At 58.9% G+C, this 23041-nt stretch carries 22 protein-coding genes, 2 pseudogenes and 2 riboswitches; of the genes and pseudogenes, 18 read left to right on the top strand and 6 right to left on the bottom strand.

Going from position 1 to position 23041, the window contains the following annotated elements:
• Positions 1 to 174, bottom strand: a 174-nt coding sequence (locus GOB93_RS17535; RefSeq protein ID WP_173584754.1) for a transposase, incomplete at its 3' end; no start/stop codon positions are given.
• 57 nt (positions 175 to 231) lie between these two features.
• Positions 232 to 741, bottom strand: coding sequence for a hypothetical protein (locus tag GOB93_RS17530; RefSeq protein ID WP_082086132.1), 510 nt, complete (start codon positions 739 to 741; stop codon positions 232 to 234).
• 118 nt (positions 742 to 859) lie between these two features.
• Here GOB93_RS17530 and GOB93_RS17525 point away from each other — a divergent pair, with 118 nt between their 5' ends.
• From GOB93_RS17525 to GOB93_RS17515, 3 genes are all read left to right on the top strand, one after another.
• A complete protein-coding gene (locus GOB93_RS17525) occupies positions 860 to 1999 on the top strand; it encodes a pyridoxal phosphate-dependent aminotransferase (protein ID WP_124306797.1) in 1140 nt (379 codons plus the stop codon).
• A gap of 334 nt (positions 2000 to 2333) precedes the next feature.
• The gene (locus GOB93_RS17520; RefSeq protein ID WP_010518083.1) at positions 2334 to 2657 is read left to right on the top strand and encodes an ArsR/SmtB family transcription factor; all 324 of its coding nucleotides are present in this window, start codon (positions 2334 to 2336) and stop codon (positions 2655 to 2657) included.
• 18 nt (positions 2658 to 2675) lie between these two features.
• Positions 2676 to 3194, top strand: a complete 519-nt coding sequence (locus GOB93_RS17515; protein ID WP_010518081.1) for a rhodanese-like domain-containing protein — start codon at positions 2676 to 2678, stop codon at positions 3192 to 3194.
• A gap of 395 nt (positions 3195 to 3589) precedes the next feature.
• Here GOB93_RS17515 and GOB93_RS17510 read toward each other — a convergent pair whose 3' ends face one another.
• Positions 3590 to 6547 carry a Tn3 family transposase gene (locus GOB93_RS17510; RefSeq protein WP_173584753.1) on the bottom strand — a complete coding sequence of 986 codons (2958 nt, stop codon included), beginning with the start codon at positions 6545 to 6547 and terminating at the stop codon, positions 3590 to 3592.
• A gap of 156 nt (positions 6548 to 6703) precedes the next feature.
• On the opposite strand from GOB93_RS17510, the gene GOB93_RS17505 reads away from it, so the two are divergent.
• The 6 genes from GOB93_RS17505 to GOB93_RS17480 all read left to right on the top strand — a co-directional run bounded on the left by GOB93_RS17505 (position 6704) and on the right by GOB93_RS17480 (position 11995).
• Entirely contained in the window at positions 6704 to 7297 is a 594-nt protein-coding gene (locus GOB93_RS17505; RefSeq protein ID WP_019092210.1) for a recombinase family protein, read from the top strand.
• A 135-nt stretch (positions 7298 to 7432) separates the two neighbouring features.
• Complete coding sequence (locus tag GOB93_RS17500; RefSeq protein WP_010516722.1) at positions 7433 to 8758, top strand: FAD/NAD(P)-binding protein; 1326 nt, start codon at positions 7433 to 7435, stop codon at positions 8756 to 8758.
• A complete protein-coding gene (locus GOB93_RS17495) occupies positions 8755 to 9129 on the top strand; it encodes a YidH family protein (protein ID WP_010516723.1) in 375 nt (124 codons plus the stop codon). The genes GOB93_RS17500 and GOB93_RS17495 overlap by 4 nt, the downstream gene beginning before the upstream one ends.
• Positions 9126 to 10022, top strand: coding sequence for a LysR substrate-binding domain-containing protein (locus GOB93_RS17490; protein WP_010510913.1), 897 nt, complete (start codon positions 9126 to 9128; stop codon positions 10020 to 10022). The genes GOB93_RS17495 and GOB93_RS17490 overlap by 4 nt, the downstream gene beginning before the upstream one ends.
• The gene (locus GOB93_RS17485; protein WP_010516726.1) at positions 10019 to 11140 is read left to right on the top strand and encodes a TDT family transporter; all 1122 of its coding nucleotides are present in this window, start codon (positions 10019 to 10021) and stop codon (positions 11138 to 11140) included. The genes GOB93_RS17490 and GOB93_RS17485 overlap by 4 nt, the downstream gene beginning before the upstream one ends.
• Positions 11141 to 11479: 339 nt before the next feature.
• A complete protein-coding gene (locus GOB93_RS17480) occupies positions 11480 to 11995 on the top strand; it encodes a thioredoxin domain-containing protein (protein WP_010510917.1) in 516 nt (171 codons plus the stop codon).
• A 60-nt stretch (positions 11996 to 12055) separates the two neighbouring features.
• Here GOB93_RS17480 and GOB93_RS17475 read toward each other — a convergent pair whose 3' ends face one another.
• The gene (locus GOB93_RS17475) at positions 12056 to 12865 is read right to left on the bottom strand and encodes a universal stress protein (protein ID WP_010516727.1); all 810 of its coding nucleotides are present in this window, start codon (positions 12863 to 12865) and stop codon (positions 12056 to 12058) included.
• A gap of 72 nt (positions 12866 to 12937) precedes the next feature.
• Positions 12938 to 12998: riboswitch (Fluoride riboswitch) on the bottom strand.
• 177 nt (positions 12999 to 13175) lie between these two features.
• Positions 13176 to 13241: riboswitch (Fluoride riboswitch) on the top strand.
• An 80-nt stretch (positions 13242 to 13321) separates the two neighbouring features.
• On the opposite strand from GOB93_RS17475, the gene crcB reads away from it, so the two are divergent.
• The 8 genes from crcB (at position 13322) to GOB93_RS17435 (ending at position 19593) form a co-directional block, all read left to right on the top strand.
• A complete protein-coding gene (gene crcB, locus GOB93_RS17470; protein WP_010510921.1) occupies positions 13322 to 13756 on the top strand; it encodes a fluoride efflux transporter CrcB in 435 nt (144 codons plus the stop codon).
• A 34-nt stretch (positions 13757 to 13790) separates the two neighbouring features.
• Entirely contained in the window at positions 13791 to 14213 is a 423-nt protein-coding gene (locus GOB93_RS17465) for an EamA family transporter (protein WP_456303846.1), read from the top strand.
• Positions 14214 to 14235: 22 nt separating this feature from the next.
• Positions 14236 to 14655 (top strand): hypothetical protein, encoded by a 420-nt coding sequence (locus tag GOB93_RS17460; protein ID WP_242010880.1) that lies wholly within the window; start codon positions 14236 to 14238, stop codon positions 14653 to 14655.
• A 132-nt stretch (positions 14656 to 14787) separates the two neighbouring features.
• Positions 14788 to 15003, top strand: coding sequence for a hypothetical protein (locus GOB93_RS17455; protein WP_010516735.1), 216 nt, complete (start codon positions 14788 to 14790; stop codon positions 15001 to 15003).
• 142 nt (positions 15004 to 15145) lie between these two features.
• Positions 15146 to 15943, top strand: a complete 798-nt coding sequence (gene tetH / locus GOB93_RS17450) for a thiosulfate dehydrogenase (protein WP_010516738.1) — start codon at positions 15146 to 15148, stop codon at positions 15941 to 15943.
• 38 nt (positions 15944 to 15981) lie between these two features.
• Positions 15982 to 16986: a substrate-binding domain-containing protein gene (locus GOB93_RS17445; protein WP_010510929.1), complete on the top strand. Its 1005-nt coding sequence runs from the start codon at positions 15982 to 15984 to the stop codon at positions 16984 to 16986.
• 12 nt (positions 16987 to 16998) lie between these two features.
• The gene (locus GOB93_RS17440) at positions 16999 to 18108 is read left to right on the top strand and encodes a TQO small subunit DoxD (RefSeq protein WP_011251529.1); all 1110 of its coding nucleotides are present in this window, start codon (positions 16999 to 17001) and stop codon (positions 18106 to 18108) included.
• A gap of 706 nt (positions 18109 to 18814) precedes the next feature.
• Positions 18815 to 19593, top strand: a protein-coding gene (locus tag GOB93_RS17435; protein WP_196756840.1) for an IS5 family transposase whose coding sequence is annotated in 2 segments (ribosomal slippage) — positions 18815 to 19154 and positions 19154 to 19593 — 780 coding nt in all. Because the reading frame shifts where the segments join, the coding sequence is not laid out codon by codon here.
• Positions 19594 to 19645: 52 nt separating this feature from the next.
• Here GOB93_RS17435 and GOB93_RS17430 read toward each other — a convergent pair.
• A complete protein-coding gene (locus GOB93_RS17430) occupies positions 19646 to 20260 on the bottom strand; it encodes a recombinase family protein (protein WP_173584752.1) in 615 nt (204 codons plus the stop codon).
• A gap of 125 nt (positions 20261 to 20385) precedes the next feature.
• On the opposite strand from GOB93_RS17430, the pseudogene GOB93_RS17425 reads away from it, so the two are divergent.
• A pseudogene (locus tag GOB93_RS17425) lies at positions 20386 to 22833 on the top strand (Tn3 family transposase); the annotation flags it as partial.
• On the opposite strand, the pseudogene GOB93_RS21680 reads toward GOB93_RS17425, so the two are convergent.
• Positions 22834 to 23028, bottom strand: a pseudogene (locus GOB93_RS21680) (type IIL restriction-modification enzyme MmeI); the annotation flags it as partial.
• Positions 23029 to 23041 lie beyond the last annotated feature (13 nt).

Genomic DNA, 23041 nt, shown 5'->3' with positions numbered 1-23041 from the left:
CTTATCGCGAAAACAGGCAGCAAAGCGGCGGCTGAGCCCCAGAATGTCATCAGCCTGCTTCACCAGAATGACGCCCCCATCCGAACTCATGCGACCCCCGTCAAAACGGGCTACAACACGCCGTCCATAGGAGGCTGGAAATTCATACGCGCCTGCGCTACACTCTGTCTGCATCGGGTTTTCTTGATGATTATGGAAATTTCTTTTGTGCAAAACAGACTTTTTCATAATCTAACCCGATGTACAACCCTTCCGTGAGATTTCCGCGTCCAGAACGACCGGAATTTCCGGCACAGGCGCTGCCGAATGACTGACCCACCAAAGGCGCTTTTCCAGCCGGTCAAAAGCGAAAAAATCATCACACAGCATGGCAATGAGTTCGGGTTCATCGCTCATGTGCCGTGACGCAATCCGCTCCAGCCGCATGCCCGCTTCATAAGACGCCAAACCGATCACGCCTCCGGGAAAAGGCAGATCTTCCGCACTGCGTGGACGCAACATCGCACGGATACAAGACCAGACATCCGTCCCCTGCGCGATTTCCACACCGTCACGCTTCAGAACCCCCTGTCGCAACACGAGTGTGGAGACTGGTCGTGGACAGAGCCATGACCAGCGCCCCTCAGGCGACTCTCCACCGCTGTCCAGCATGACGCAGGACGATGCTCCGGAAGCAAATCCGAGAAAATCCTCGGGCGGGCGCCAAGCAAGCTCTGTCTTGAAAATCTCGGAACATATCATTCGTGCTTTTTAGCCCGGTTCGCAGCAGAAGATTAAGCGTCTTTGTGCTGGTCTTTTTCCTCTTTCATTCCATCTCTGCTATCAGGGCCAAAGTTTCAGACAACCCCATGGGTCATGCATGTCCGTTCCCGAAATCGCACCGTTCCACGCCATTGAACTCAGCGCTCTGGCCCACCGTCTCGCAGCCGAGGGACAGGACATCATTCACATGGAATTTGGCCAGCCCTCCACCGGGGCGCCGACCAAGGCCATCGAACGCGCACAACATGTTCTGGCCACAGATCCGATGGGATATTGGGAAAGTCAGGCCCTTCGTGAACGGATCGCCCGGCATTATCACGACACATATGGCGTCAGCATCCGCCCGCAGCAGGTCATTCTGACCTGTGGCGCGTCACCGGCTCTGGTTCTGGCCCTGCTGTCCAGCCTCACACCCGGCATGCGCGTTGCTCTGGCCCGGCCGGGTTACGTTGCCTATCGCAACACGCTGAAAAGCCTTCACATGGTCCCGGTTGAAATCCCGTGTGGCGAGAAAGAATGCTTCCAACTGACAGCGCGCGCCATCGAAGCGCTTGTGCCCGCACCGGACGCCCTGATTATCGCCAGTCCCGCCAACCCTACGGGGACCATCCTGCCGGAACAGGAATTCCGCGCCATCGTCCGCGTCTGCCGCGAGCGCAATATCCGGATCATCTCCGACGAAATTTACCACGGTCTGAGCTATGGTGAACCAGCGCACAGCGCTCTGGAATATGAACCGGAAGCGCTGATCGTGAACAGCTTTTCCAAATATTTCAGCATGGCACCCTGGCGTCTGGGATGGCTGATCATTCCCGAAGACATGATCGACAAGGCGCGTGCCCGCATGGGCAATCTGTTCCTGACACCTTCTTCCCTGAGCCAGCACGCCGGGCTGGTCGCCTTTGATTGCAGCGAGGAGCTGGAAGGGCATCTTGTGACCTATCGCAAGAACCGCGATCTTCTCCTGCAAGCTCTCCCACAGATGGGCTTGAACAATATAGCCCCCCCTGATGGCGCGTTTTATGTTTATGCCGATATCGGACATCTGACTGACAACAGTCTGATATTTTGCGAAGAACTGCTGCGCGATACAGGTGTTGCAACTGCGCCCGGAATTGATTTCGACCCGGTCAATGGCCACAAATTCATGCGCTTCAGCTTCGCGGTTTCAACCGACAGGATTGAAGAAGCTATTGCCCGCATGATTCCCTGGTTTTCAGCGAAAACGGACAAATAAAGGGGCATACTCCCCCCATTGTTCGTTAAGAAAATTATGCCGAGTGTTCTTCTGCCGCTTCCAAAGCCGGAAAAACACTCAGTGCAGACCACTGGAAACTGCAATCCTTATTCGCTTCCGGCGTCTAACTGATGACATTCTGCAATTCGCATGAAAAGGATGCGGAATGTCATGTTTTTTCAAAAAATATTTGAAAACATAGACGAAATTACAGAAATCATTATCTGGCATATTTCACGAGGCATATACCGGCATCCATACGGAAAGACACTTTACGATTTGGATTAAGTATTTTAGATATTGCTAAAATAGAATTCTGCAATAAGGTATCAACGTGGAAAAACGAAACCTATCCCTCTCCCATGAAGCCATGCAGCGTCATGCCTCGGAAGCAGAGAGGTTTCTCAAGGAACTCGCCAATGCCAACCGACTGATGGTGCTGTGCCACCTTGTCTCCGGTGAAAAAAATGTCGGAGATATCGCTGAAGCCGTTGGATTATCGCAGTCGGCCCTGTCTCAACATCTGGCGCGACTTAAAGATGCTGGTCTGATTACTTCAGAACGACGCGGCCTGATGATCTATTATCGACTTTGCAGCGCTGAAGCACAGGCAGTACTTGCCGTGCTTCAGCTGATCTTCTGTCGCGAACACCCTTGATTAGGAAGTTCATGTAAAATGACAATGCAGTCCGTGGATGCAAAAACCCTGAACGATTGGCTGGAGCAGAAGAAAGTCGCCCTGGTCGATGTGCGAGAGCCCTCGGAATTTGCATCCGAGTCCATTTCCGGCGCGACCCTTCTGCCACTGGGCTCAATCAAAAAGGCCATTCTGCCGCCTCATGCTGACAAAAATCTGGTCATTTATTGTCGCAAGGGTGGTCGTGGTGCTTCTGCCTGCAAGAAACTATTGGCCGAAGACCCCAGCCTCACTCTCTATAATCTTGAAGGAGGCATCGAGTCCTGGATGAAGGAAGGCCTGCCATTACAAAGAAGCGGCCGGAAAGTCCTGCCCCTCGACCGTCAGGTGCAACTCATCATCGGATTACTTGTTCTCACAGGCAGCCTTCTCGGCTTTTTTGTAAGCCCATGGTATTTCCTGCTGACCGGCTTTTTTGGCGCGGGCCTTACCGTTGCTGGACTGACAGGTTTTTGCGGCCTGGCACGGGTCGTAGCTCACGCTCCATGGAACCGCTAAGCGCAGCCACAACAGTCAGTCCAACAGCCGATCAGATTGCATACCCCTGCGCTGCGATTTCCATGATTTCTTCTTTCCTGTTTTCACAGGGAGAGGAAATCCCGGAGTCGTGAAGTTAAATATTATGCAATGCTAATATATAAAATGACTGGAAATTCCGGAAAAACCTACATCCGACGCTCCGAACGTTGAAATTGAAAAAATAATCTCACACCCGCGACCTTCATGACGGGAGGACAGCCACAAATTTCAGACTGGATCCGGCAACAGAAAAGTAAAAATCATCTACAGGACAAAGAAATGACAGACATATCCCCCTATGAAGGGATCACGACACGAAAGTGTATTTTACGTACGCTTGGAGTGAACACCTGTAGAACTGGCCACATTGAGGCTCACGCAACAAGTAGGGATGCAGGTACCCGAAGCGGTCGTAACGCGCCAGCTTCGGGCTGCTCATCGACATTCCAGCGATAGTCGCCTGTCAGAGAAATATGCTCCCAGCCGAGGGGTGCGATATGCTGGGCCAGGTCATCTGAAATACCGAGCGTCGTGATGGCAGACTGAAGATAGCGCGTATTCCATAGGATGACCGCTGCCACCAGCAGGTTCAGACCTGACGCCCGATAGGCCTGATTTTCAAAACGCCGATCCCGCAGTTCGCCAAGCTGATTGAAGAAGAGCGCCCGAGCCAGCGCATTCCGGGCTTCTCCCTTATTGAGTCCAGCCTGGGTTCGTCTGCGCAAATCCAGATCCTGTATCCAGTCGAGCATAAAAATTGACCGTTCGATCCGGCCGACTTCGCGCAAAGCCACAGCCAGACCATTCTGACGGGGGTAAGATCCGAGTTTGCGCAGCATGGCCGAAGCGGTCACGGTTCCACTCCGAATAGATGTGACGAGACGCAGCAGGTCGTCCCAGTGTTCCACAATATGGTTGGTATTGATCAGGTCACCGGCCATCCCACCCAGAAGTTCGCCCGGGTGTTGTCCCGGAAAAAGGTGAAGTTTCCGCTCTTTCAGATCCCGTATCCTGGGCGCAAATCGATAACCAAAGAAGGGCATCAGCCCGAAAACATGATCCGATGCCCCACCCGTATCTGTATAATGCTCTTCAATGGAAAGTCCGTTAGCATGATAAAGCAGTCCATCCAGAACATAGGGCGCTTCACCGGCCGTCGCAGCAATCACCCGGGTCGAAAACGGATCATACTGATCGGAGATGTGGGTGTAGAAACTGACGCCCGGTTCACTGCCATTGCGCGCATTGATATCGCTGATCGCAGCGCCTCTGCCACCTGCATGAAACAATTGACCATCACTTGAGAACGATGTGCCGTCTCCCCAGAGTGACGCCAGGGGCAGCCCACGATGGGCTGCAACCATACGGCCAAGGGCTTCGGCGTATCCGGCCTCGCTGATATGCCAGTCATGCAGATGCGCCAACTGGCGCAGAGTGGCACCCTGACAGGTGTCGGCCATGCGTGTCAGGCCAAGATTAATCCCATCCGCCAGGATCACCGTCAGCAGGGCGTTTTTGTCATCCGCGACACGGCTGGAACGGCGATGGGTAAAGCAGTCGGTGAAGCTGATCCAGCGGTCCACTTCCAGCAGAAGATCAGTAATCTTGATCCGTGGCAGCCGGTCGTAAGCCGCCCGCCTCAACTCTTCCACAGCAGGGGGTGTAATTGCTTTCAGAGGCGAAATCACAAGACCATGTGCATCAAGCCGGACCTGTGACAACTCGCCCTTCCTGGCAAGAGCCGTCACCCGGTTCAGCGCGGTTTCCAGCACTGCACGCCGTTGAGAAAGGAACGTGTCAGCCGTAGCATTGATCGCCAGAGGCAACGGTCCTTGCGCGCGCATCGCTGCAAACGTGGCTTCCGGAAGAAGGTAGGTGTCGAATGCGCGGTATTGGCGACTTTCCGTTACCCAGATGTCTCCGGCACGCAGACGCTCGCGCAGCTGGGTCAGAACACAGAGTTCGTAAGCCTGTCGTATGACTGTTCCCTCTGGCCTGACAAAGCTGTGCCAGGAAGGCGGAATGAAACGGATCGGACAGGAGTCAGGCAAGCGGCGTTTACCGGTCCGATAGAGGTCTCCAATGATCTGCACCGCCTTCAGTAATCCCTGTACCGTGCGACCACCCTGAAACTGGAACGCGTTCAGGAATGGACCAATGGCAGGACGAAGAGAGCGATGCCGGTTGATCAGTTCGGCCGTGCGATCAATGGTCTCTGGAGCTGTCAGGGTTTCAGCCCTGCCGATGGCGTCCTGGAGGCGGGGCCAGTCAATTCCCGTAATGGCAGACAGTGAATCAACACCCTGATCACGCGCCTCAATCAGATGACGGCAGGAGGTTGTCAGCAGACGAAGCTGGGCCTGCAACGATCGCATGGTGACAATCGCTTTGTCACGGATCCGGTGCTCGGCACGGCGCATCATGCTTCCGAGGAGTTTGTCCATCATTGTGAGGGTCGCGTCGGTTAGAACCTCCTCAAGTCGGACCCCGGCTGCCACCAGAATGGCGTAACGACGGGATGACCGAAGCTCGGCCAGATGCTGGGGCGTAATCCGGGCAGCTTCTTCGCTCAAACGGTCAAAGGCCACACGCGGTATGGTCGTGGCGCGAGCGCTGTCGAGGTTCAGGGATCGTACATACTCCAGGCGTTCCAGCAATCGCAGGATATTGCGCGCGGCTGGTGACAGGGGCGGGTTACGCAGCCACGAGAGCGAGGAGGCACTGCGATCGCCACGACGCTCCAGCATTTTGTCCAAACGACAACGGGTTTCCGGCGGCAGATCCCCTGCAAGGACGTCATGGACAAGGTGATCGGCCTGCTGGCGAGCACGGCGCACCAAGGCTTCAATGACAGTGACCGACGGCAGGAGAATGCTTCGGCGACGCATCTCGTCAATCAGGATCGCAGCCATGCGGGATGGCTGGGTCACATGATGTGCAATTGGCATCGCGAAACCGGTCATGTCATGAAATGCCGACCGATCGAAGGTTCGGTAGCCATAACGCTTCATCAGGTGGGCCAGATGGGATCGACGGGTTTCGTCACGACGTCCGTAATGGGACCAGAGCCCAGGGGACAGGTCGAGCTGCCGCGCAACAAATGACAGAATGGGAGCCGGTGGTGTTTCACCAGATTCCAGCACCCGTCCCGGCCAGCGCATGTAGAGCATGACCATCGCAAAACCCAATCGGGAGGTTTCTCCGCGGCGGGTTGCGATCAGATCGAAGTCATCCTGGCTGAGTGTAAAATGTCTCGTGATCTCGCGATCATCGACAGAAGGCTCGTAATGTCGGGCGAGAGCTTCACGGGTCAGAAGACGGCGCCGCGCCATGATCGGATGTCTCCTTCATGTGTCCGGAAGGGGATCGTTGAACGGACCCGCTCTGGCCGACCAGATGACCCATGGAAAACGGCCAAGAACAGAGTCTCATATAGATAGTACGATATGTTTTGCGATGAAGGGTCCTTATACGTTACAATATTTCCCATGACGCACGTCCTGATTGGCTACGCCCGCTGCTCGACCGACAAGCAGGACCTCGCCGTGCAGCGTGAGACCCTGCTCAACCTCGGGATCGCCGCTGAACGGATCTATACTGACAAGGGATTCACCGGAACGACCCGGACCCGCCCTGGCCTGGATCAGGCTCTGGCAGCTGTGCGACGCGGTGACACCCTCGTCGTGCCAAAACTCGATCGGCTGGCCCGATCGGTGCCGGACGCGCGAGCGATCGGAGACGACCTCGCCGCCAGGGGCGTACGCCTCCAGCTCGGTGCCAGCGTGCATGACCCGTCCGATCCGATGGGCAAGCTCTTCTTCAATATCCTCGCAACATTCGCCGAGTTCGAGGCCGACCTGATCCGGATGCGAACCCGCGAAGGCATGGCGGTTGCCCGTGCCAAGGGCAAACTGCGCGGCAAGAAGCCCAAGCTCTCCGAGCGGCAGCAGAAGGAACTGCGCCGGATGTACGACACCGGCGATTACTCGATCAGCGATCTCGCCGCCGTCTTTTCAGTGTCACGGCCGACGGTTTACCGAACGCTTGTGCGTTTAGCTGCTGTGCCTGCAACGGAAGCATGACTGGCGGCAATTATGTTGTATGCGAAGGTCAGGGAGACAGTTCGATAGTTTCGAACGTTCCAATCTAGACAATCTCATGGATGGTTCAGAAGCTTCGGATCATTCTGGTGACACGCAATCCAGGAGAGTTATGATATGACCGAGCCCGATCAACACGACATCGTCATCATCGGTGGGGGCGCAAGCGGCACGCTGACGGCGTGGAACCTCGCCACCCGCTACGGTATGACTGCGACGCTGGTCGATCCGTCCGACCGTCCCGGCTTCGGGCTCGCTTACTCAACACCGTCATTGAAAAATCTCCTGAATGTCCCGGCCAAGGGCATGAGCGCCGACCCGGCCGACCCCGACCACTTCTTGCGCTGGCTGGCCGAGAACGTGCCCGGCACGATCGATGACGGGGAGTTCGTACCGCGCGCGCTCTATGGCCTTTATCTTCGCAACCTGCATTCTATCGCAGCTCCTGAGCACGTCCGGCAGCGCGCCGTCGGTTGTCACCGGATCGACGGCGGCTTTGCCGTGACACTCGCTGACGGGGAGGTGCTATATGCCAGACAGGTCGTGCTGGCTTCCGGGCATTTCGATCCGGCGTGCCTGCCCGGTATCCCGCGCGAACTGGACGACACCGGCCGCTATCACCACAACGCCTGGGATGAACGGGCATTGGCCAACGTTGCGCCCGATGACGCGGTGACGCTGATCGGCACCGGCCTGACCACGATCGACGTACTGCTGCGTCTGCGGGAGAACGGCCACCGCGGACAGGTGACGGCCCTGTCGCGTCGCGGCCTGTTTCCCGAACGGCATGCGGCATACACGAAGCTGCCAGCACCTGTCTTTACACCCGGAAATACAGCATCAACCGCACTCGCCTACCTGCGCGCTTTCCATGCGGCACTGAAACGCGGCACCGACTGGCGGGCGGCGGTGGACAGCATGCGTCCGGTCATCAACACGCTGTGGCTGGCGCTGCCGGATGTCGAAAAATCCCGTTTCCAGCGGCATTTGCTACGGCGCTGGGAAATCCTGCGGCATCGTATGGCTCCGCATATTGCAGATATCCTTGACCAGGAGCGTCAGGCCGGAACCTTGCGCGTGCTTGACGGGCGCGTGACCGCAATCAGCACCGGCGAAGATGGCCTGATCGTCAGGGCCGGCGACGACATGACGATCACCGCCGCCCACGTCATCAACTGTACCGGCCCCAGCCTGAAATACCAACGCGCAGACGCGCCCTTGCTGCACGATTTGTTCAATCGGGGTGAGATAGTTCCTGGTTTCAAGGGCGCGGGCCTGTCCTGCACGCCGGACGGTGCGCTCATCAACGCGGAGGGCGACGTGGCGGACGATCTGTTTACAATCGGCCCGGCGCGGCTCGGCGTGCTGCTGGAGTCCATTGCCATTCCGGAAATCCGCGTGCAGGCCCGTGAGGTCGCCGACCGGCTGGCGCAGGCCGTATGATCCCGCGCTATACCGATCACGCGGCCAATGAGCGGACCTTTCTCGCCTGGCTCCGCACGGCGCTTGCCATTGTGGCCTTCGGCGGCGTACTGGCGAAATTTGACCTGTTCCTGCGTCTGGCGGCAGACCAGCACGATGCCGCCGCACCGCGCCCTTATGGGGCCACCGCCGAACTGGGCGTCGTGTTCGTCGCGCTCGGCGTTGTTCTGTTCGCCGCAGCGTATCGGCGGTTCCAAGCCACGCGTACGGCAATCGCGGCGGATACGACGCATTACTCGGTCGGCCCTAGCATGGAGCGCGCGCTAACGATTGCGCTTGGTGCCCTTGGCTGTGCCGTGCTGGTGGCCCTGACCCGGGCGGTAGTGTCATGACGCTGGAACAACTTCGGATTTTCGCAGCTGTCGCCGAGCGCGAGCACATCACCCGGGCCGCCGAATTCCTCAATCTGACGCAATCCGCCGTCAGTCATGCCGTGACCCAACTGGAGGGCGAATTCCAGCTTGCTTTCTTCAGCCGGATCGGTCGCCGCATCGAACTGACACCGGCCGGTCGGTTGTTTCTTGAGGAAGCGCGCACCGTGCTGAACCGCGCAAACATCGCGCGCGAGCGGATGTTCGACCTCGCGGGCCTGCGCGACGGCAGCCTGCGCCTGCATGCCAGCCATACCATAGCGAGCTACTGGCTGCCCGCGCGTCTGAATGCGTTCCGCGCCGCGTATCCCGGCATTCGCCTACACGTCACGATCGCCAATACACGCGATATTGCGGCAGGGGTGCAATCGGGCGAGGCGTCGATTGGCCTGGTGGAAGGCGATCTGCCGACGCCGGACTTGCACAGCGATGTCGTCGCTCAGGATCAGCTGCTGCTGGTCGTGGCCCCCGATCACCCATGGGCGTCGACTCCGCCCGCGACCCGCGATCTCGCGCGCAGCCCGTGGGTTCTGCGCGAGGCCGGGTCGGGCACGCGTATCGAGTTCGAACACGCACTCCACGCCCTCGGCGTCGATCCGGCCGATCTCGACGTGATGCTGGAGGTCGCGTCCAACGAGGCGATGGCCAGCGCCGTGGAGACGGGGACCGCTGCTGCCGTGCTCTCGGCAAGCGTGGTGGCGGGCCGGATCGAGGCCGGGCTGCTATGCGCCGTGCCCATGAACCTGCCGGACCGGCAGTTCCGCGCGCTGCGCCACCCGCAACGCCGCCTGTCGCCGGCGGAAACTGCCTTTCTCGCCCTGCTGGGCGCCCCTGTCACAGTGAACAAGCCATGACGAAGCCGCTGCAGAACCTCGCCCATCCGCGCGAGATGATCCGCCAGTTCACGCCCAACTGGTTCGCTGCCACCATGGGGACGGGTATCCTGGCCCTCGCGCTACCGCAGATCCCCGTCGCCGGTTCGTATCTCCACGGCGTCGGCACAGCGTTGTGGCTTTTCAACATCGCCCTGTTTGCCCTGTTCGCCGGGCTTTATGCCGCGCGGTGGATGATGTTCGGCCACGAGGCGCGGCGGATCTTCGGGCATGGCACGGTATCGATGTTCTTCGGCACCATACCGATGGGACTGGCGACAATCATCAACGGCGGCATCGCGTTCGGCATTTCGTTGTTCGGTGAGGGCATCGTGGGCATCGCCCATGCGCTGTGGTGGCTGGACGTGGCGATGTCGATCGCCTGCGGGGTGCTGATCCCGTATCTGATGTTCACACGGCACGAGCATCGTCTGGAAGGCATGACGGCGATCTGGCTGCTACCGGTCGTGGCGGCCGAAGTGGCGGGGGCATCCGGGGGACAGATCGCGCCGCATCTGGCGGATGCGGGCACGCAGTTCACCGTGCTGCTCACGTCCTATGTCCTCTGGGCGTATTCGGTGCCGGTCGCGTTCGGCATCCTGACGATCCTGACGCTACGCATGGCGCTGCACAAACTGCCGCATGAGAGCATGGCGGCGTCATGCTGGCTGGCGTTGGGACCGATCGGCACGGGCGCGCTCGGAATGCTGGTGTTGGGTGGGGACGCACCTACAATCATGGCGCTGCATGGCCCGCGGGAGATCGGCATCGCGGCCCACGGCATGGGGGTCTTGGCGGGGCTGCTGTTGTGGGGCTTCGGGCTGTGGTGGTGGTTGATGGCGTGCCTGATCACGGCGCGCTACTGGCGCTCGGGCATCCCGTTCAATCTCGGCTGGTGGGGCTATACCTTCCCGTTGGGCGTTTACACGGTCGCAACGTTCCGGCTCGGTGCGATGCTCGATTACGGGTTTTTCGGCGTCGCGGGCACGGTGTTCTGCGTGATGCTCGCCATCATGTGGCTGGTCGTCGCGGCCAAGACGCTCGCCAGCGGGTGGGCGGGAAATCTGTTCGTCTCTCCCTGCATCGCAACCCCGGAGTAGAGCGCATCGGCGTACGGCCTGATTTCGTCGACCGTGTATCCAATGAACCAGCGCATTGCGGCGCATTACCCTGAGAAACGCGTTGCAGGGCGCTGAGCTTTTCTCGAATGAGGCCTTCCGGGTGAAAGAGCAACCCGGTAATCTATTTTATCGAACGTTCTAAGCGATACGTTTCAATTTTCAGCCTCGTCCCCTGATCGTATCAAAGTCTTCACGAGAAGCGAGGCGGGAAATCGGTCCTGGCCGCGAAACTCGAAAGGCAATGATTTGCATTCCGGAGAGTGTCTCTGCCCCTCCGAAAAATCATGCGCCGAAATGCGATCACGGGAACAGGCTTCCATGAAAATTTTTGGCAAATCGAAGGTTCTGCCTCTCGCCTCCGTCCTGACGGGACTGGCTCTGCTTGGCGGATGCGGAACGGCAATCACCAGCAGCAACAATCCCTCGCATGAACGGGCGCGTCTGTGGTGGGACTACAAGAGCCTGCCCGTCAAGTTCATCGGAACGGTTCCGGGTCAGACAGACGCGACGCTGGCTGCCCTTTATCCGACGCAGGACGGCGTGGCATCGGCAGACAGCCGTCGTATCGTGATGTATCTCAACGCCGTGCGATTGCCCGCCAAGGACGAACTCTGCTCCGCCGAAACGGAATTTGCCCAAGGCGGGCCGAAAGGCGGTTTGACTCAGGTCACCGCAGCCATGTGTGACGGATCGAAAGAAATTACCCGCACCTCGGGACAGATTGCCACAGACGGCGCCTCTGCCCGGTGGCTGACGATCGGCTTCGACAATATTCGCGACCAGCTCTACACGGCGCTCACGCCCGGAGCTAATCACCCTTACATGGGGAACTGAGTTGTTCAATGCCGCGCGTGAAGTCGCTTGGGATATCAAGCGCGGCATCGGCATCGATGTTCAGTGATGGATCAACAATGGCAGCATCTCGTGGGCAAGAATGTCCTCGGTCACGCCTCCGAAAAGCCTTTCGAAGAAACGCGGATGCGTATAGGCGCCCATAACGAGAATATCCGCATTTGCGCGCAGTGCATGATCGCGAAGCGCGATCCCTTCACCGTCATCAATCCGAAAACGATCGATACCGACACTGATGCCGGCATCCATCAACCGCCGGGCAGGATCAGGCATACATTCATCAGGGAGCGCTCCGATCAGGAAGGTCACGTGTTCGGCAGTCAGCAGCAACTTCCATGCCGCCGATAGTGCGGCATCCAACGCCCGGGACGGCTCCCACAGAATGACGGGACGAACGCCGATCGTCCGGGGCGCATGCTCAGGAGCGATTAATACGGCGGCGTTGGCATCGAAAAGTGCTGCCATGAGAGTCTTTCTGGTCCGGTCGGGGTCGCTTGGCATGTGTCTGCCGACGACCACGAGATCGGCTTTCCGGCTTTGTTCGGCGACGATACTGCGAACGTCGCCTATCGCCTGGAGCCATTGTGCTGAGCCCGTGTCCGCGCGCGTCGTCATCCATCGCTCGGTGATGTCGCGCAAGGTACCACTCAAATTCTGTTCGCGCTTTTCGAACTCGGCGTGTTCGCTCTGCGTCTCGATGCCTTCGTCCTCAGACTGGAAGTCCGGATTGGTCTCCTGCCGCGGATGCAGGATCGTCACCTTGCAATCTTGCAAACGCACCATGAGGCTATCGACGGTGCGAAGGGTCTGGAGCGCCGGCCCAGGCCGGTCGAGAATGGCCAGTATGTGCATGATAGATCTCCACTCCAAAGATAAACGACCTTCGGAACGAAGAGAGGCGCACATGTCTCCTCGTACCGATTGCGGCACAGAGGAGTCATCAGCCTTGCGGCGGTTTCAGGGGAACCCCATCCCCTTGTCCAGGACGACGAAATTCTGCTGTTCGCGCGTCACCGGGATTATGTGCGCCCGGCGGTGAGGGCGAGCAACAAAAAAGGAGGGCTGGCAGGTCACAAATACAGGAAACGGCTCTTCTCGGGATTAACCATGCCCCGACGGCGGCACCCTGAAGTAGCGCACTGCGACCGCTTTATGTTAACTCTCCCGACAAGGGGATGGAGCTCCCCCTTCAACCGCCCTCGCAAGGGCTGATGGCTCCTACCGCGACACAATGGCGGTGGGAGTGCGTCTGCATTTCGCCGCCCGAAACAGCGGGTTCCGTCCGAACTCGCGCAGAAAGGGAATGGCATGTCGTTTACAACCTGTCTTATCGTCATGGTCGGAGGCGCTCTCGGCACGTTGGCGCGTTACCTGGTTTCCGTCGCGGCCATGCCGATCAGCCGCTTCATCCCATGGGGCACGATCCTCCCCATCAACGCGCTCGGCTCGTTCGTGATCGGTTTCTTCGGCACGTTGACCCTTGCGGACGGGCGCTATCCGGTGTCGGAAAACATGCGTCTTTTCGTGATGATCGGGCTCTGCGGCGGCTATACGACGTTCTCATCCTTCAGCCTGCAGACGCTCGACCTGATCCGTAACGATGCCTGGGGGCGGGCGTCCGTGAACGTGGCCGCGTCGGTCATTCTCTGCATCGGTGCCGTGGCGCTGGGCCATATCACGGCCGACGGGTTCAACACGGGCGCCATCCGCATCGCCCAGACCGCAACCGAAGAAGACGCCTAACCGATAGGGCATCATGATCATGAATGGCTCAGGTGTGCCCCCTTGGTTGGTATGGGCTCTGTTATCAGCCGCCTTTGCGGCGATGACGGCAATCCTCGCCAAGCTCGGCGTTCAGGGGGTTGATTCTGATATCGCAACTTTCGTGCGCACGATCGTCATCGTCGTCGTGCTGGGAACGTTGCTTGCCCTCACCGGCAAGCTGCGCGCGCTAGACCCCATCGGTGGGCGGACGGTCCTCTTCCTCATGCTGTCGGGTCTCGCCACGGGAGCATCATGGCTATGCTATTTTCGCGCGTTGAAGCTGGGCGATGCGGCGCGCGTGGCGCCTGTCGACAAGCTGAGTGTCGTTTTCGTGGCGATTTTCGGCGTCCTGGTCTTGGGCGAACATATGTCCGCCAAAGGCTGGGGCGGGGTTGTCCTGATCGCCCTCGGTGCTGTTCTCGTTGCCGTGGGCTAGGCACCGCGGCCATAACGCCGCATTGTTGCGCAACAGGGCCAATGAGTTTGTGGGGGCGTGCCTGTGCGCCGTGTTTGCCTGGTGCCTGATGGGTCCGGTGCACGCGCAGGGCGATCCGCAGGGTCTGAGCGCTAATTTACCCGTCAGGCTCAAGGACGCCTTTGTCACGCCGTCAGGACATGTCGCGCTGCAAACGGCCGAGCGCGTGAGTATAGCCGGCGACGGGCGCTACAGCGCGCGGGGTGGTCCGGCCATCAAGCTGGGACTGCCCGGCCGGATCGAACTGAGCTTTGCGCCCGCGCGTCAGTTCGGCGACGCGTCAAGTGTTCATGGCAATCTGGCGGGCGCGGAAGTGGAATGGAACTTCCGCCAGCAGGGGCGCTACGTTCCGGCCATGCTGATATCGCTCATCCGCCAGGAGCCTTATGGGGGCGGCCATTAGGGACCACGCGACAGCGTCCAGTTCGTTGCGACGAAATCGCTTGGCCGTTCCAGGCAGGCGCCCAGGGTCGGCATAGAAATCGCCTGGACGCGATCCTTCAGGGTTCGGCCTGACGAACGGCCGAAGCGATGGATGGTCGGGATGGTCGGCTCGCATCTGATAGGGCCTCGAACTGCGCTGGTCGCCGATGTGGTGCGTCAGCAGCAAACCAGGCAACGACGCCTGTCGAGCTTCGTTGATATCGGCTTTAACCATATTCTGGAGCCGGCAGTAACAATAAGCGGTGGTCTCGGGGGCGGTGTCGCCAGCGATCGTGGAGCTGTGCGGGTTTTCATCGGCCTGAAATAGACCTCCGGGGTGATCTTTCAGGGGCGATAACCGAAGTTACATCGCCGAATAATACAGAAAATCGAACGTTTCGTGCTTTCAAATGAGTTGGTTCGGGTGATCAAGAGAAGCGCATGATCAGGCTCTCCAAAGGAGACCGACTATGAACGACATGACTTCAAACCTTCGCGCCGACCGGCGCCATGCCCTGCTGGGTCTGATGGCGGCCACCGCCGGCGCAACGATCGCCACCACTTCCACTGCCTTGGCAGCACGATCTTCCTCGTCCCATGCGGACGGAACCGGCAATCTTGCCGTGCTGACCTCGCAGCTGGCCAGATCCCCGCGCCGCCGCGATTTCAGGACCGTGCCGATGGTGCTCGACGACCCGCTCATGTGGGACGCCCAGGCACTTGATCTGGTGATCGCCTATCGCGGCGAGCGGAAGCAGGTCTGGGACAACACAGCAATCGATAGCCCTTGGCTCAACCTGATGCGCAATTCCGTTAACGCACAGGTGTTTTCGTTCAGACACCCGGACTTTCTCGCGGTGTCGGCCACGCATGGCTCCGCTCACCTTGCCCTCTATGACCAGACAATCTGGGACAAGTATCAGCTGGCGAAGCTCGCCGGGCCGGCCTTTGCGTTTAATACGCTTATCAAAACGCCAGACGGTGCTCTCGATGCGTCGGCTCACGAGGATCCGAAGGGTCTTTTCGGAGCGGCAGGCAACACGATCCCGATTTTGCAGAAGCGTGGCGTCGTGTTCATGGCCTGCCACAACGCGATCTGGGAGCAGACGGGCAAGCTGATCGAGAAAGGTATCAATCCCGATCATCTGTCACACGAGCAGATGGCCGCCGAACTGACCAATCACCTGATCGACGGCGTCGTCCTGACCCCCGGCATCGTGGCAACGATCCCTGAACTGCAACATGCCGGTTTCGGCTACGTGAAGTGAGAACGGCTATGACACCCTCAAGAATAAGAAAAACCCTGTTGGCCACAGCTGCGGCGACTTTCGTGCTGTCGACTGCTGCGGCGTTGGCCGATCCGGTGCAATGGAACGGCAAGGCGCAGACCCCGCATTACGCAGAAGACGTGTTTCCGCCGTGGCAGCACGGCCAGAACAACGACGCGACACGGCGCGGCTTCGAATTCACCGTCCCGGAAGTCGATGTTCTGGCCGATTTTCATGGCGACATCACGAATCCGAGCCTCGTCCTGTATGTCGGGGGAAACTACTTCTTCGCCATGGCGCCGCTCGTCTCGGCGTTCGAGCATGAGCATCCCGAATTCTCCGGAAAGATCTATTGGGAGACGATCCCGCCCGGATTGCTGATCCGCCAGATCGAAGCAGGCGGGACGATCACCTCCGGCAATATGACGTGGACGGCCAAGCCCGACGCCTATTTCGCGGGCCTCAAGAAGATCGATCAGTATATCAAGAGTGGCCTGCTGGCGGCGCCTGCCGTGCCCTATGTCACGAACACGCTCACGATCATGATTCCGAAAGACAATCCCGGCCACGTCGAATCCTTGAAGGATCTCGGCCGCCCGGGCATCAGGCTTGCGATGCCCAATCCCGAATTCGAGGGCATCGCGCGCCAGATCGAGGCATCACTGGACAAGGCGGGCGGCAAAGCTTTGGCCAACGCCGTCTACAAGACGAAAATTGCCAACGGCAGCACGGTCCTGACGCATATTCATCATCGGCAAACGCCGTTATTCCTGATGCAGGGCCTCGCTGACGCCGGTGTGACATGGCAGTCCGAAGCGATCTTCCAGGAACAGACCGGGCACGCCATCAGCCATGTGGACATTCCCGCCGATCAGAACAGCACGGCGATCTACGCGGGCGCGATGGTGAAGGGAGCCGCGCACCCTCAGGCCGCAAAGCTCTGGCTCGATTTCATCAAGTCGCCAACCGCCTTGGCGATTTTCGAACGCTACGGCTTCAAGGCCTATCACGGCGGCAGCATGCCGGATCACGACAGCGAGTAAATGGAGGCGAACATGAGTATCACACACGCATCAGCGCAGCGCGCCGTTTTTGGCGCCACCGCCCGACCCCTGACCGAAGCCGAGCGTAACTGGCGCATCGGCGGCCTCGCACTGCTGGCAACGCGGGTCATTCAGGGGTTCATTTACTGGGGCGGCGGGTCGCGCCGTTTCATCTATGCGCCTTCCAAGCTCGACGCCTGGGGCGGCCACAACTGGATGGCCAACAAATTTCAAACCGCGATGCCTGGGGCGCTGTTCGGTTTTGAACACGTCATCTCGTTCCTGTTGCAGCATTTCTGGCTCCTCTACACAGGTGTCATCGTCTTCAGCGCCGCCGAGCTGATCGCCGGTGCCGCGCTGATGGCAGGGTTCATGACCCGGGCGTCCGCGCTCGTCTCGATGGGTTTTTCCGTGATCCTGATGGCCATGTTCGGCTGGCAGGGCGCGACCTGCATCGACGAATGGACGATGGCCGCGTGTAACCTGGCTATGGGAACGACCCTGCTGCTCGGCGGATCGAGTGCTTTCAGCCTCGACAATGTGTTGCTGGCCCGACGTCCGCGTCTCGCAGACAGCGCCTGGTTTCGTTGGGCGAGCGGCGCGCTTCCGCTTCCGCTGGCGGATATTCCATTCCGGAACCTGACGCTGGCTTTGTTCGGCTTTGTCCTGATCTACAACGTCAGCACCTACAGCTATTTTCGCGGTTCCGTCGTTACGCCGTTCCATAGTGGGCCGGTGAGCCCGACGAAGCATCACGTGACGCTGTCCAATGCGGTCGTTCTCGCTGATGGCGGTATTCGCGTTCATGCCTATCTGGATGCAGGAACGCCTGAAGCACCCGTGCACATCGTTGATGCAGCCGTTATCGGGCCGGACAAAGTGATCGCAGAACACTGGGATGCCAAAGTTCTGTCAGCCCTGACGAAGCAGAACTTCGATAATGATTACGCCTATAACAAATTTGGCCCGGGGCCCTACGGTATCCGTGCGCCGATGGGGGCGAAGGCGACCATTACCCTCCCGTGGCTAACGCAGGCCCATACGCCGGCAAACGGGTCGGTTATTCGCTTCACGGATGTCGACGGGCGTATATTCACGGCACCGCTTGGTGTTTCTAAATAAGTCTTGCTGCAAGGCAGGAGACTGGCGCCGTTGGTTCTTCCGGCGGCGTCTCTCATAAGGAGCACGCGCCAAGCGCGCGTACATCATCGATCAAGTTTGGTATAATATCACCATATGACGCGCGTAGACTTTAACCAAAGCAGATTAAAATTCGTCTGCGTCAGATTTTTTGGAATTTACAGTAAAGCGGCGGAGACTGAGCCAGCAATCAGATAGTATAGGCAATGCAGACTGGCACTCGGCCAGCGGTCGCAGGTTCTCTCGGATCATCTTTTCGGCGCAGCTCTAGGATCATTGCAACGATGCCCAGCAGTGGCATGCCGAGAAAGCCACAGAATAATATGACGCTTATCACGCCGTGTGTGGCAATTTCGTAAAACATCGGGCGTGTTCCTTTGGATAGAGTGACTGTCCGATCAATCTACCTATCGGTACCCACTTAAAACATTCTTCATTTTCTACTGTTTCAATCTACCACGTCGAACAATTGAGTCCCTGTCTGCCTCGAGTTCATGACGATAGCACCATCGAAACTGAGCGCTTGCTGCGGGTAGATCACTCGTCACCTTTTTCCGAGCGCACGTTACGAGAGACTTACGCGACCTTTTGTGAGCTACGGCCGAAAGGGATGCGCCTTAGCCTACAGCTAGGGCCTGTTAGGTCTTGAAAGACGGAACGAGTTGCATAGCTCTTTGTGATGAGCATGATGCAGTCTGTATTTTCCGATGATGCATGGTCGGTCGGGGAACCTCTGATCGAGACGGTCCGTCCAAAAGGCAAAACCCCGCCTCGCGATCTGCGGCGGACCCTGTCGGCGATTTTCTGGCGCCATCAGAATGGCGCGAAATGGCGCTCAATTCCTGCTGAACTCGGCCCCTGGTGGACGGCAGCCCAACTCTTCATCCGTTGGGCAAAGCTCGGCGTCTGGCAGGCTCTGTTTGAACAGGTGAAGGGTCAAGATCCGGCTTTAGGTATGGTCTTCCTCGACGGCACAAACATTCGGGCTCATCACAAGGCCGCCGGAGCGGCCAAAAAGGGGGATTCAGAGAACGCCGCAATGATCGTGAAGCACTTGGCCGCTCGCGTGGAGGGTTTGGCAGCAAGGTCTGCGTAGCCGCAGATGGGCATGGAAAGGCCCTGTCTTTCACCCTGACGCCAGGTCAGGCCCATGAACTCCCCTCGGCCATGGCCCTCCTTGACGCATTGCCGCACGCCCCGCGCTATGTCGTTTGCGATCGGGGCTATGCCTCGAACCAGTTTCGAGAGGCCTTATGGGACAGGGGTTCACGCCCGGTCATCCCGACAAAACGCAACGAGCCACAAGTAACCTGCCCGAAATGGGCCTATCGGCACCGACATCTGGTGGAAAATCTGTGGGCACGTCTCAAGGAGTGGAGAGCAGTCGCCACGCGGTATGAGAAAACCGCTACGTCCTTCATGGCCGTTATCTGCATCGCCGCAACAGCAGATCGCCTCAAGACCTAACAGGCCCTAAACCTTACATGATAGTTCGTTTAACGTTCTCTCTAAACGTACGTTAAATGCACTTTCGTGTAGTCAACCCATAATCCCTGAGCTCGCCCTTCGGTCCGACATATCTGTATAGAGTGACGCGCTCGATCCCGAGTTCCTTGCACAGATCGGAAACAGACGTGTCGCGCTGCGCCATGGCGGCCTGGGCGAGACGCACCTGTGCTTTGGTCAGGGCGAATTTTCGCCCTCCCTTTCGTCCGCGCGCTCTGGCTGCGGCAAGGCCAGCCATGGTGCGCTCGCGGATCAGATCCCGCTCGAACTCGGCCAGAGTGGCAAAGATACCGAACACCATGCGGCCGGATGCGGTCGTGGTGTCGATCTGAGCGCCTTTTCCGGTCAGCACACGCAGGCCGATCCTGCGGTCTGACAGATCCTTCACGGTGTTGACCAGGTGGGCGAGCGAGCGCCCGAGGCGATCGAGTTTCCAGACCACCAGCACATCGCCGTCGCGCAAGGATTTGAGGCATGCAGCTAAGCCGGGCCGATCATCGCGGCTACCGGATGCACGATCATCATAAATATTACCTGGCTCGATACCGGCGGCACGCAGGGCGTCGTGCTGGAGGTCGAGGGATTGGGAACCATCGGCTTTGGAGACGCGGGCATATCCGATCAGCATGTTTCTTAAACGTTGGTTTGAAGCGGTGACGAACATGAGCACATAAGCTTGCACTATTGTGTATCTTAACCAGCATCGCAATCAAACTATCTCAAACCTTACCTTGGAAAGAATAAGGAGCATGTATGCCGCGTCGCGTGACCCTGACCGATCGACAGCGCGAGGCGCTGTTTCACTTACCGGTCGATCAAGGTGATCTGCTGCGGCACTATACCCTTAGCGATGAGGATCTCGGGCATATCCGCCAGCGCCGGCGCGCCCACAACCGTTTCGGCTTCGCGCTGCAACTGTGCGTCCTGCGCTACCCGGGCCGGGTACTCACCCCTGGCGAGCTGATCCCGGCACAGGTATCGGATTTCATCGCGGCCCAGCTCGGGCTGAGCCGTGACGATCTACTCCTCTATGCCGCGCGCGAGGAGACCCGGCATGAGCATCTGGCGGACCTACGCCGGATCTACGGCTATCGCTCCTTTTCGGGGCGGGGCGCACGGGATTTGCGCGATTGGATCGCTCGGGAAGCCGAGGCGGCGACATCGAATGAGGATCTTGCCCGTCGCTTCGTTGCAGAGTGTCGCCGCACCCGCACAATCCTTCCCGGTTTCTCAACGATTGAGCGCCTTTGTGCCGATGCACTGGTCAAGGCCGAACGCAGGATCGAAGATCGTATCGCCCATCGCATAACACCAGCCCTGAGCGAGAATTTGGCTCATCTGTTAGAGAATACGGTGGATGGTCGCATCACCCGCTTCGTATGGCTGCGACAGTTCGAAGTTGGCGCAAATTCGGCGGCGGCCAATCGGCTGATGGATCGACTGGAATATCTCCACAAGTTCGATCTTCCGGCAGATTTGCTGGACGGCGTTCCCGCGCATCGTGTGACCCGCCTTCGCCGGCAGGGCGAGCGCTATTACGCCGACGGCATGCGCGATCTGCCCGAAGGCAGGCGGCTTGCAATCCTTGCTGTCTGCACCATGGAATGGCGGTCATCTCTGGCTGATGTCATCGTGGAGACCCACGATCGCATCGTAGGCCGTCTCTATCGGGTCTCCGAACGCCTTTGCAGCACCAAGATCGCCGACGAAAAGGCGGCCGTTCGGGACACGCTGAAGTCTTTTGCTGAAATCGGTGGTGCTTTGCTTGGAGCGCAGGACGATGGCGCATCCCTGGACGGGATAATCACCACCGGTCCAGGCTGGGAACGGTTCAGAACCCTTGTCGCCACGGCCTCTGCGTTGACCAATGTGCTCGCTGCCGACCCGCTCAGCCGTGTGCTGGACGGCTATCATCGCTTCCGCCTCTATGCGCCCAGGATGCTGCGCCTGCTCGACATGCAGGCGGCGCCGATTGCCAAGCCTCTTCTGACGGCTATCGCGCTGCTACAGAGCGGGATCAAATCCGATCCTCCTATGGATTTTCTACGTCCCAGCTCCAAATGGCATCGTCATCTTCGCGCTGCGCCCGCCGGCGACTACCGACTTTGGGAAATCGCGGTGCTGTTCCATATCCGCGACGCTTTCCGGTCCGGCGACATATGGCTGGCAAAATCGCGCCGCTATGGCGACCTCAAGCAGATCCTGGTCCCGCCACAGGCGATAGAGCAGACCGCGCGGTTCGCTGTGCCGCTGCAACCCGGCGAATGGCTTGCCGAGCGCAGGGCTCGACTGGATACACAACTGAAGGCGCTTGGCCGCGCGGCGCGAACCGGTACGATCCCAGGCGGCATCATCGAGAACGGCAAGCTGCACATCGACAAGCTGAAGGCTGACACACCCGAAGGCACTGAGGATCTCGTACTCGATCTCTATCAACAGCTCCCGTCCACGAGGATCACCGATTTGTTGCTGGAAGTCGATGAGCGAACCGGATTCTCCGAGGCTTTCACGCATCTGCGCACTGGCGTGCCTTGCCGCGACCAGATCGGCCTGATGAACGTGTTGTTGGCGGAAGGCGTCAATCTTGGTCTACGCAAGATGGCAGCGGCGACCAATACGCACAGCTTCTGGGAATTGCTGCGGATCGCACGCTGGCATGTCGAAGGCAGCGCCTATGATCGGGCGCTCGCCATGATCGTGGAAGCCCATGCCGCTCTGCCTATGTCCGCCTTCTGGGGACAAGGGAAATCCGCATCCAGCGACGGGCAGTTCTTCCTTGCTACCGAGCAGGGCGAAGCGATGAATCTGATCAACGCGAAATATGGCAACGTCCCAGGCCTCAAGGGATACAGCCATGTGTCCGATCAATATGCACCCTTCGCTACCCAGGTCATCCCGGCAACGGTCAGCGAGGCACCTTATATACTCGATGGGCTGCTCATGAATGACGCAGGCCGCCGCGTCCGCCAGCATTTTGCCGACACGGGTGGCTTTACCGATCATGTGTTCGCCGCCAGCTCCTTGCTCGGCTACAGGTTCGCATCGTGTATCCGAGATCTCTCTCAGAAAAGACTCTATGCCTTCACGCCCAACGCGACGCCCGCCAATGTGCGAGCGCTGGTTGGCGGCAAAATCAATGAACCGCTCATCGAGCGCAACTGGCCCGACATCCTGCGCGTCACGGCAACGATCGCAGCGGGCAGGACAAACGGCCAGATGGATGTTGTTGCGCTGAAGCACCGCCCCAGAAACGTCCGAGCGGTTATCCTTGCGAAGCCGCTTGATCGTAACATCGCGGTTTCCGAATGCTTGCAGGAACTCGAAAGGAAATTCCCCGGGATTAAAAGGTGCCTCGGCAATCCGGGAGACAGCTTCTTCAATCTCAACGGGATTCATGCGTAAAATTCCA

Source organism: Acetobacter musti (assembly GCF_011516835.1).
Classification (GTDB): Bacteria; Pseudomonadota; Alphaproteobacteria; order Acetobacterales; family Acetobacteraceae; genus Acetobacter; species Acetobacter musti.
This window is presented reverse-complemented; position numbering and strand designations above follow the sequence as displayed.

Bases quoted from the DNA above. Each gene is read 5' to 3' on its own strand.
- GOB93_RS17530 (WP_082086132.1), bottom strand. From the start codon at position 741: ATGATATGTTCCGAGATTTTCAAGACAGAGCTTGCTTGGCGCCCGCCC.
- GOB93_RS17525 (WP_124306797.1), top strand. From the start codon at position 860: ATGTCCGTTCCCGAAATCGCACCGTTCCACGCCATTGAACTCAGCGCT.
- GOB93_RS17515 (WP_010518081.1), top strand. From the start codon at position 2,676: ATGACAATGCAGTCCGTGGATGCAAAAACCCTGAACGATTGGCTGGAG.
- GOB93_RS17510 (WP_173584753.1), bottom strand. From the start codon at position 6,547: ATGGCGCGGCGCCGTCTTCTGACCCGTGAAGCTCTCGCCCGACATTAC.
- GOB93_RS17505 (WP_019092210.1), top strand. From the start codon at position 6,704: ATGACGCACGTCCTGATTGGCTACGCCCGCTGCTCGACCGACAAGCAG.
- GOB93_RS17500 (WP_010516722.1), top strand. From the start codon at position 7,433: ATGACCGAGCCCGATCAACACGACATCGTCATCATCGGTGGGGGCGCA.
- GOB93_RS17495 (WP_010516723.1), top strand. From the start codon at position 8,755: ATGATCCCGCGCTATACCGATCACGCGGCCAATGAGCGGACCTTTCTC.
- GOB93_RS17490 (WP_010510913.1), top strand. From the start codon at position 9,126: ATGACGCTGGAACAACTTCGGATTTTCGCAGCTGTCGCCGAGCGCGAG.
- GOB93_RS17485 (WP_010516726.1), top strand. From the start codon at position 10,019: ATGACGAAGCCGCTGCAGAACCTCGCCCATCCGCGCGAGATGATCCGC.
- GOB93_RS17480 (WP_010510917.1), top strand. From the start codon at position 11,480: ATGAAAATTTTTGGCAAATCGAAGGTTCTGCCTCTCGCCTCCGTCCTG.
- GOB93_RS17475 (WP_010516727.1), bottom strand. From the start codon at position 12,865: ATGCACATACTGGCCATTCTCGACCGGCCTGGGCCGGCGCTCCAGACC.
- crcB (WP_010510921.1), top strand. From the start codon at position 13,322: ATGTCGTTTACAACCTGTCTTATCGTCATGGTCGGAGGCGCTCTCGGC.
- GOB93_RS17455 (WP_010516735.1), top strand. From the start codon at position 14,788: ATGGTCGGGATGGTCGGCTCGCATCTGATAGGGCCTCGAACTGCGCTG.
- tetH (WP_010516738.1), top strand. From the start codon at position 15,146: ATGAACGACATGACTTCAAACCTTCGCGCCGACCGGCGCCATGCCCTG.
- GOB93_RS17440 (WP_011251529.1), top strand. From the start codon at position 16,999: ATGAGTATCACACACGCATCAGCGCAGCGCGCCGTTTTTGGCGCCACC.
- GOB93_RS17430 (WP_173584752.1), bottom strand. From the start codon at position 20,260: ATGCTGATCGGATATGCCCGCGTCTCCAAAGCCGATGGTTCCCAATCC.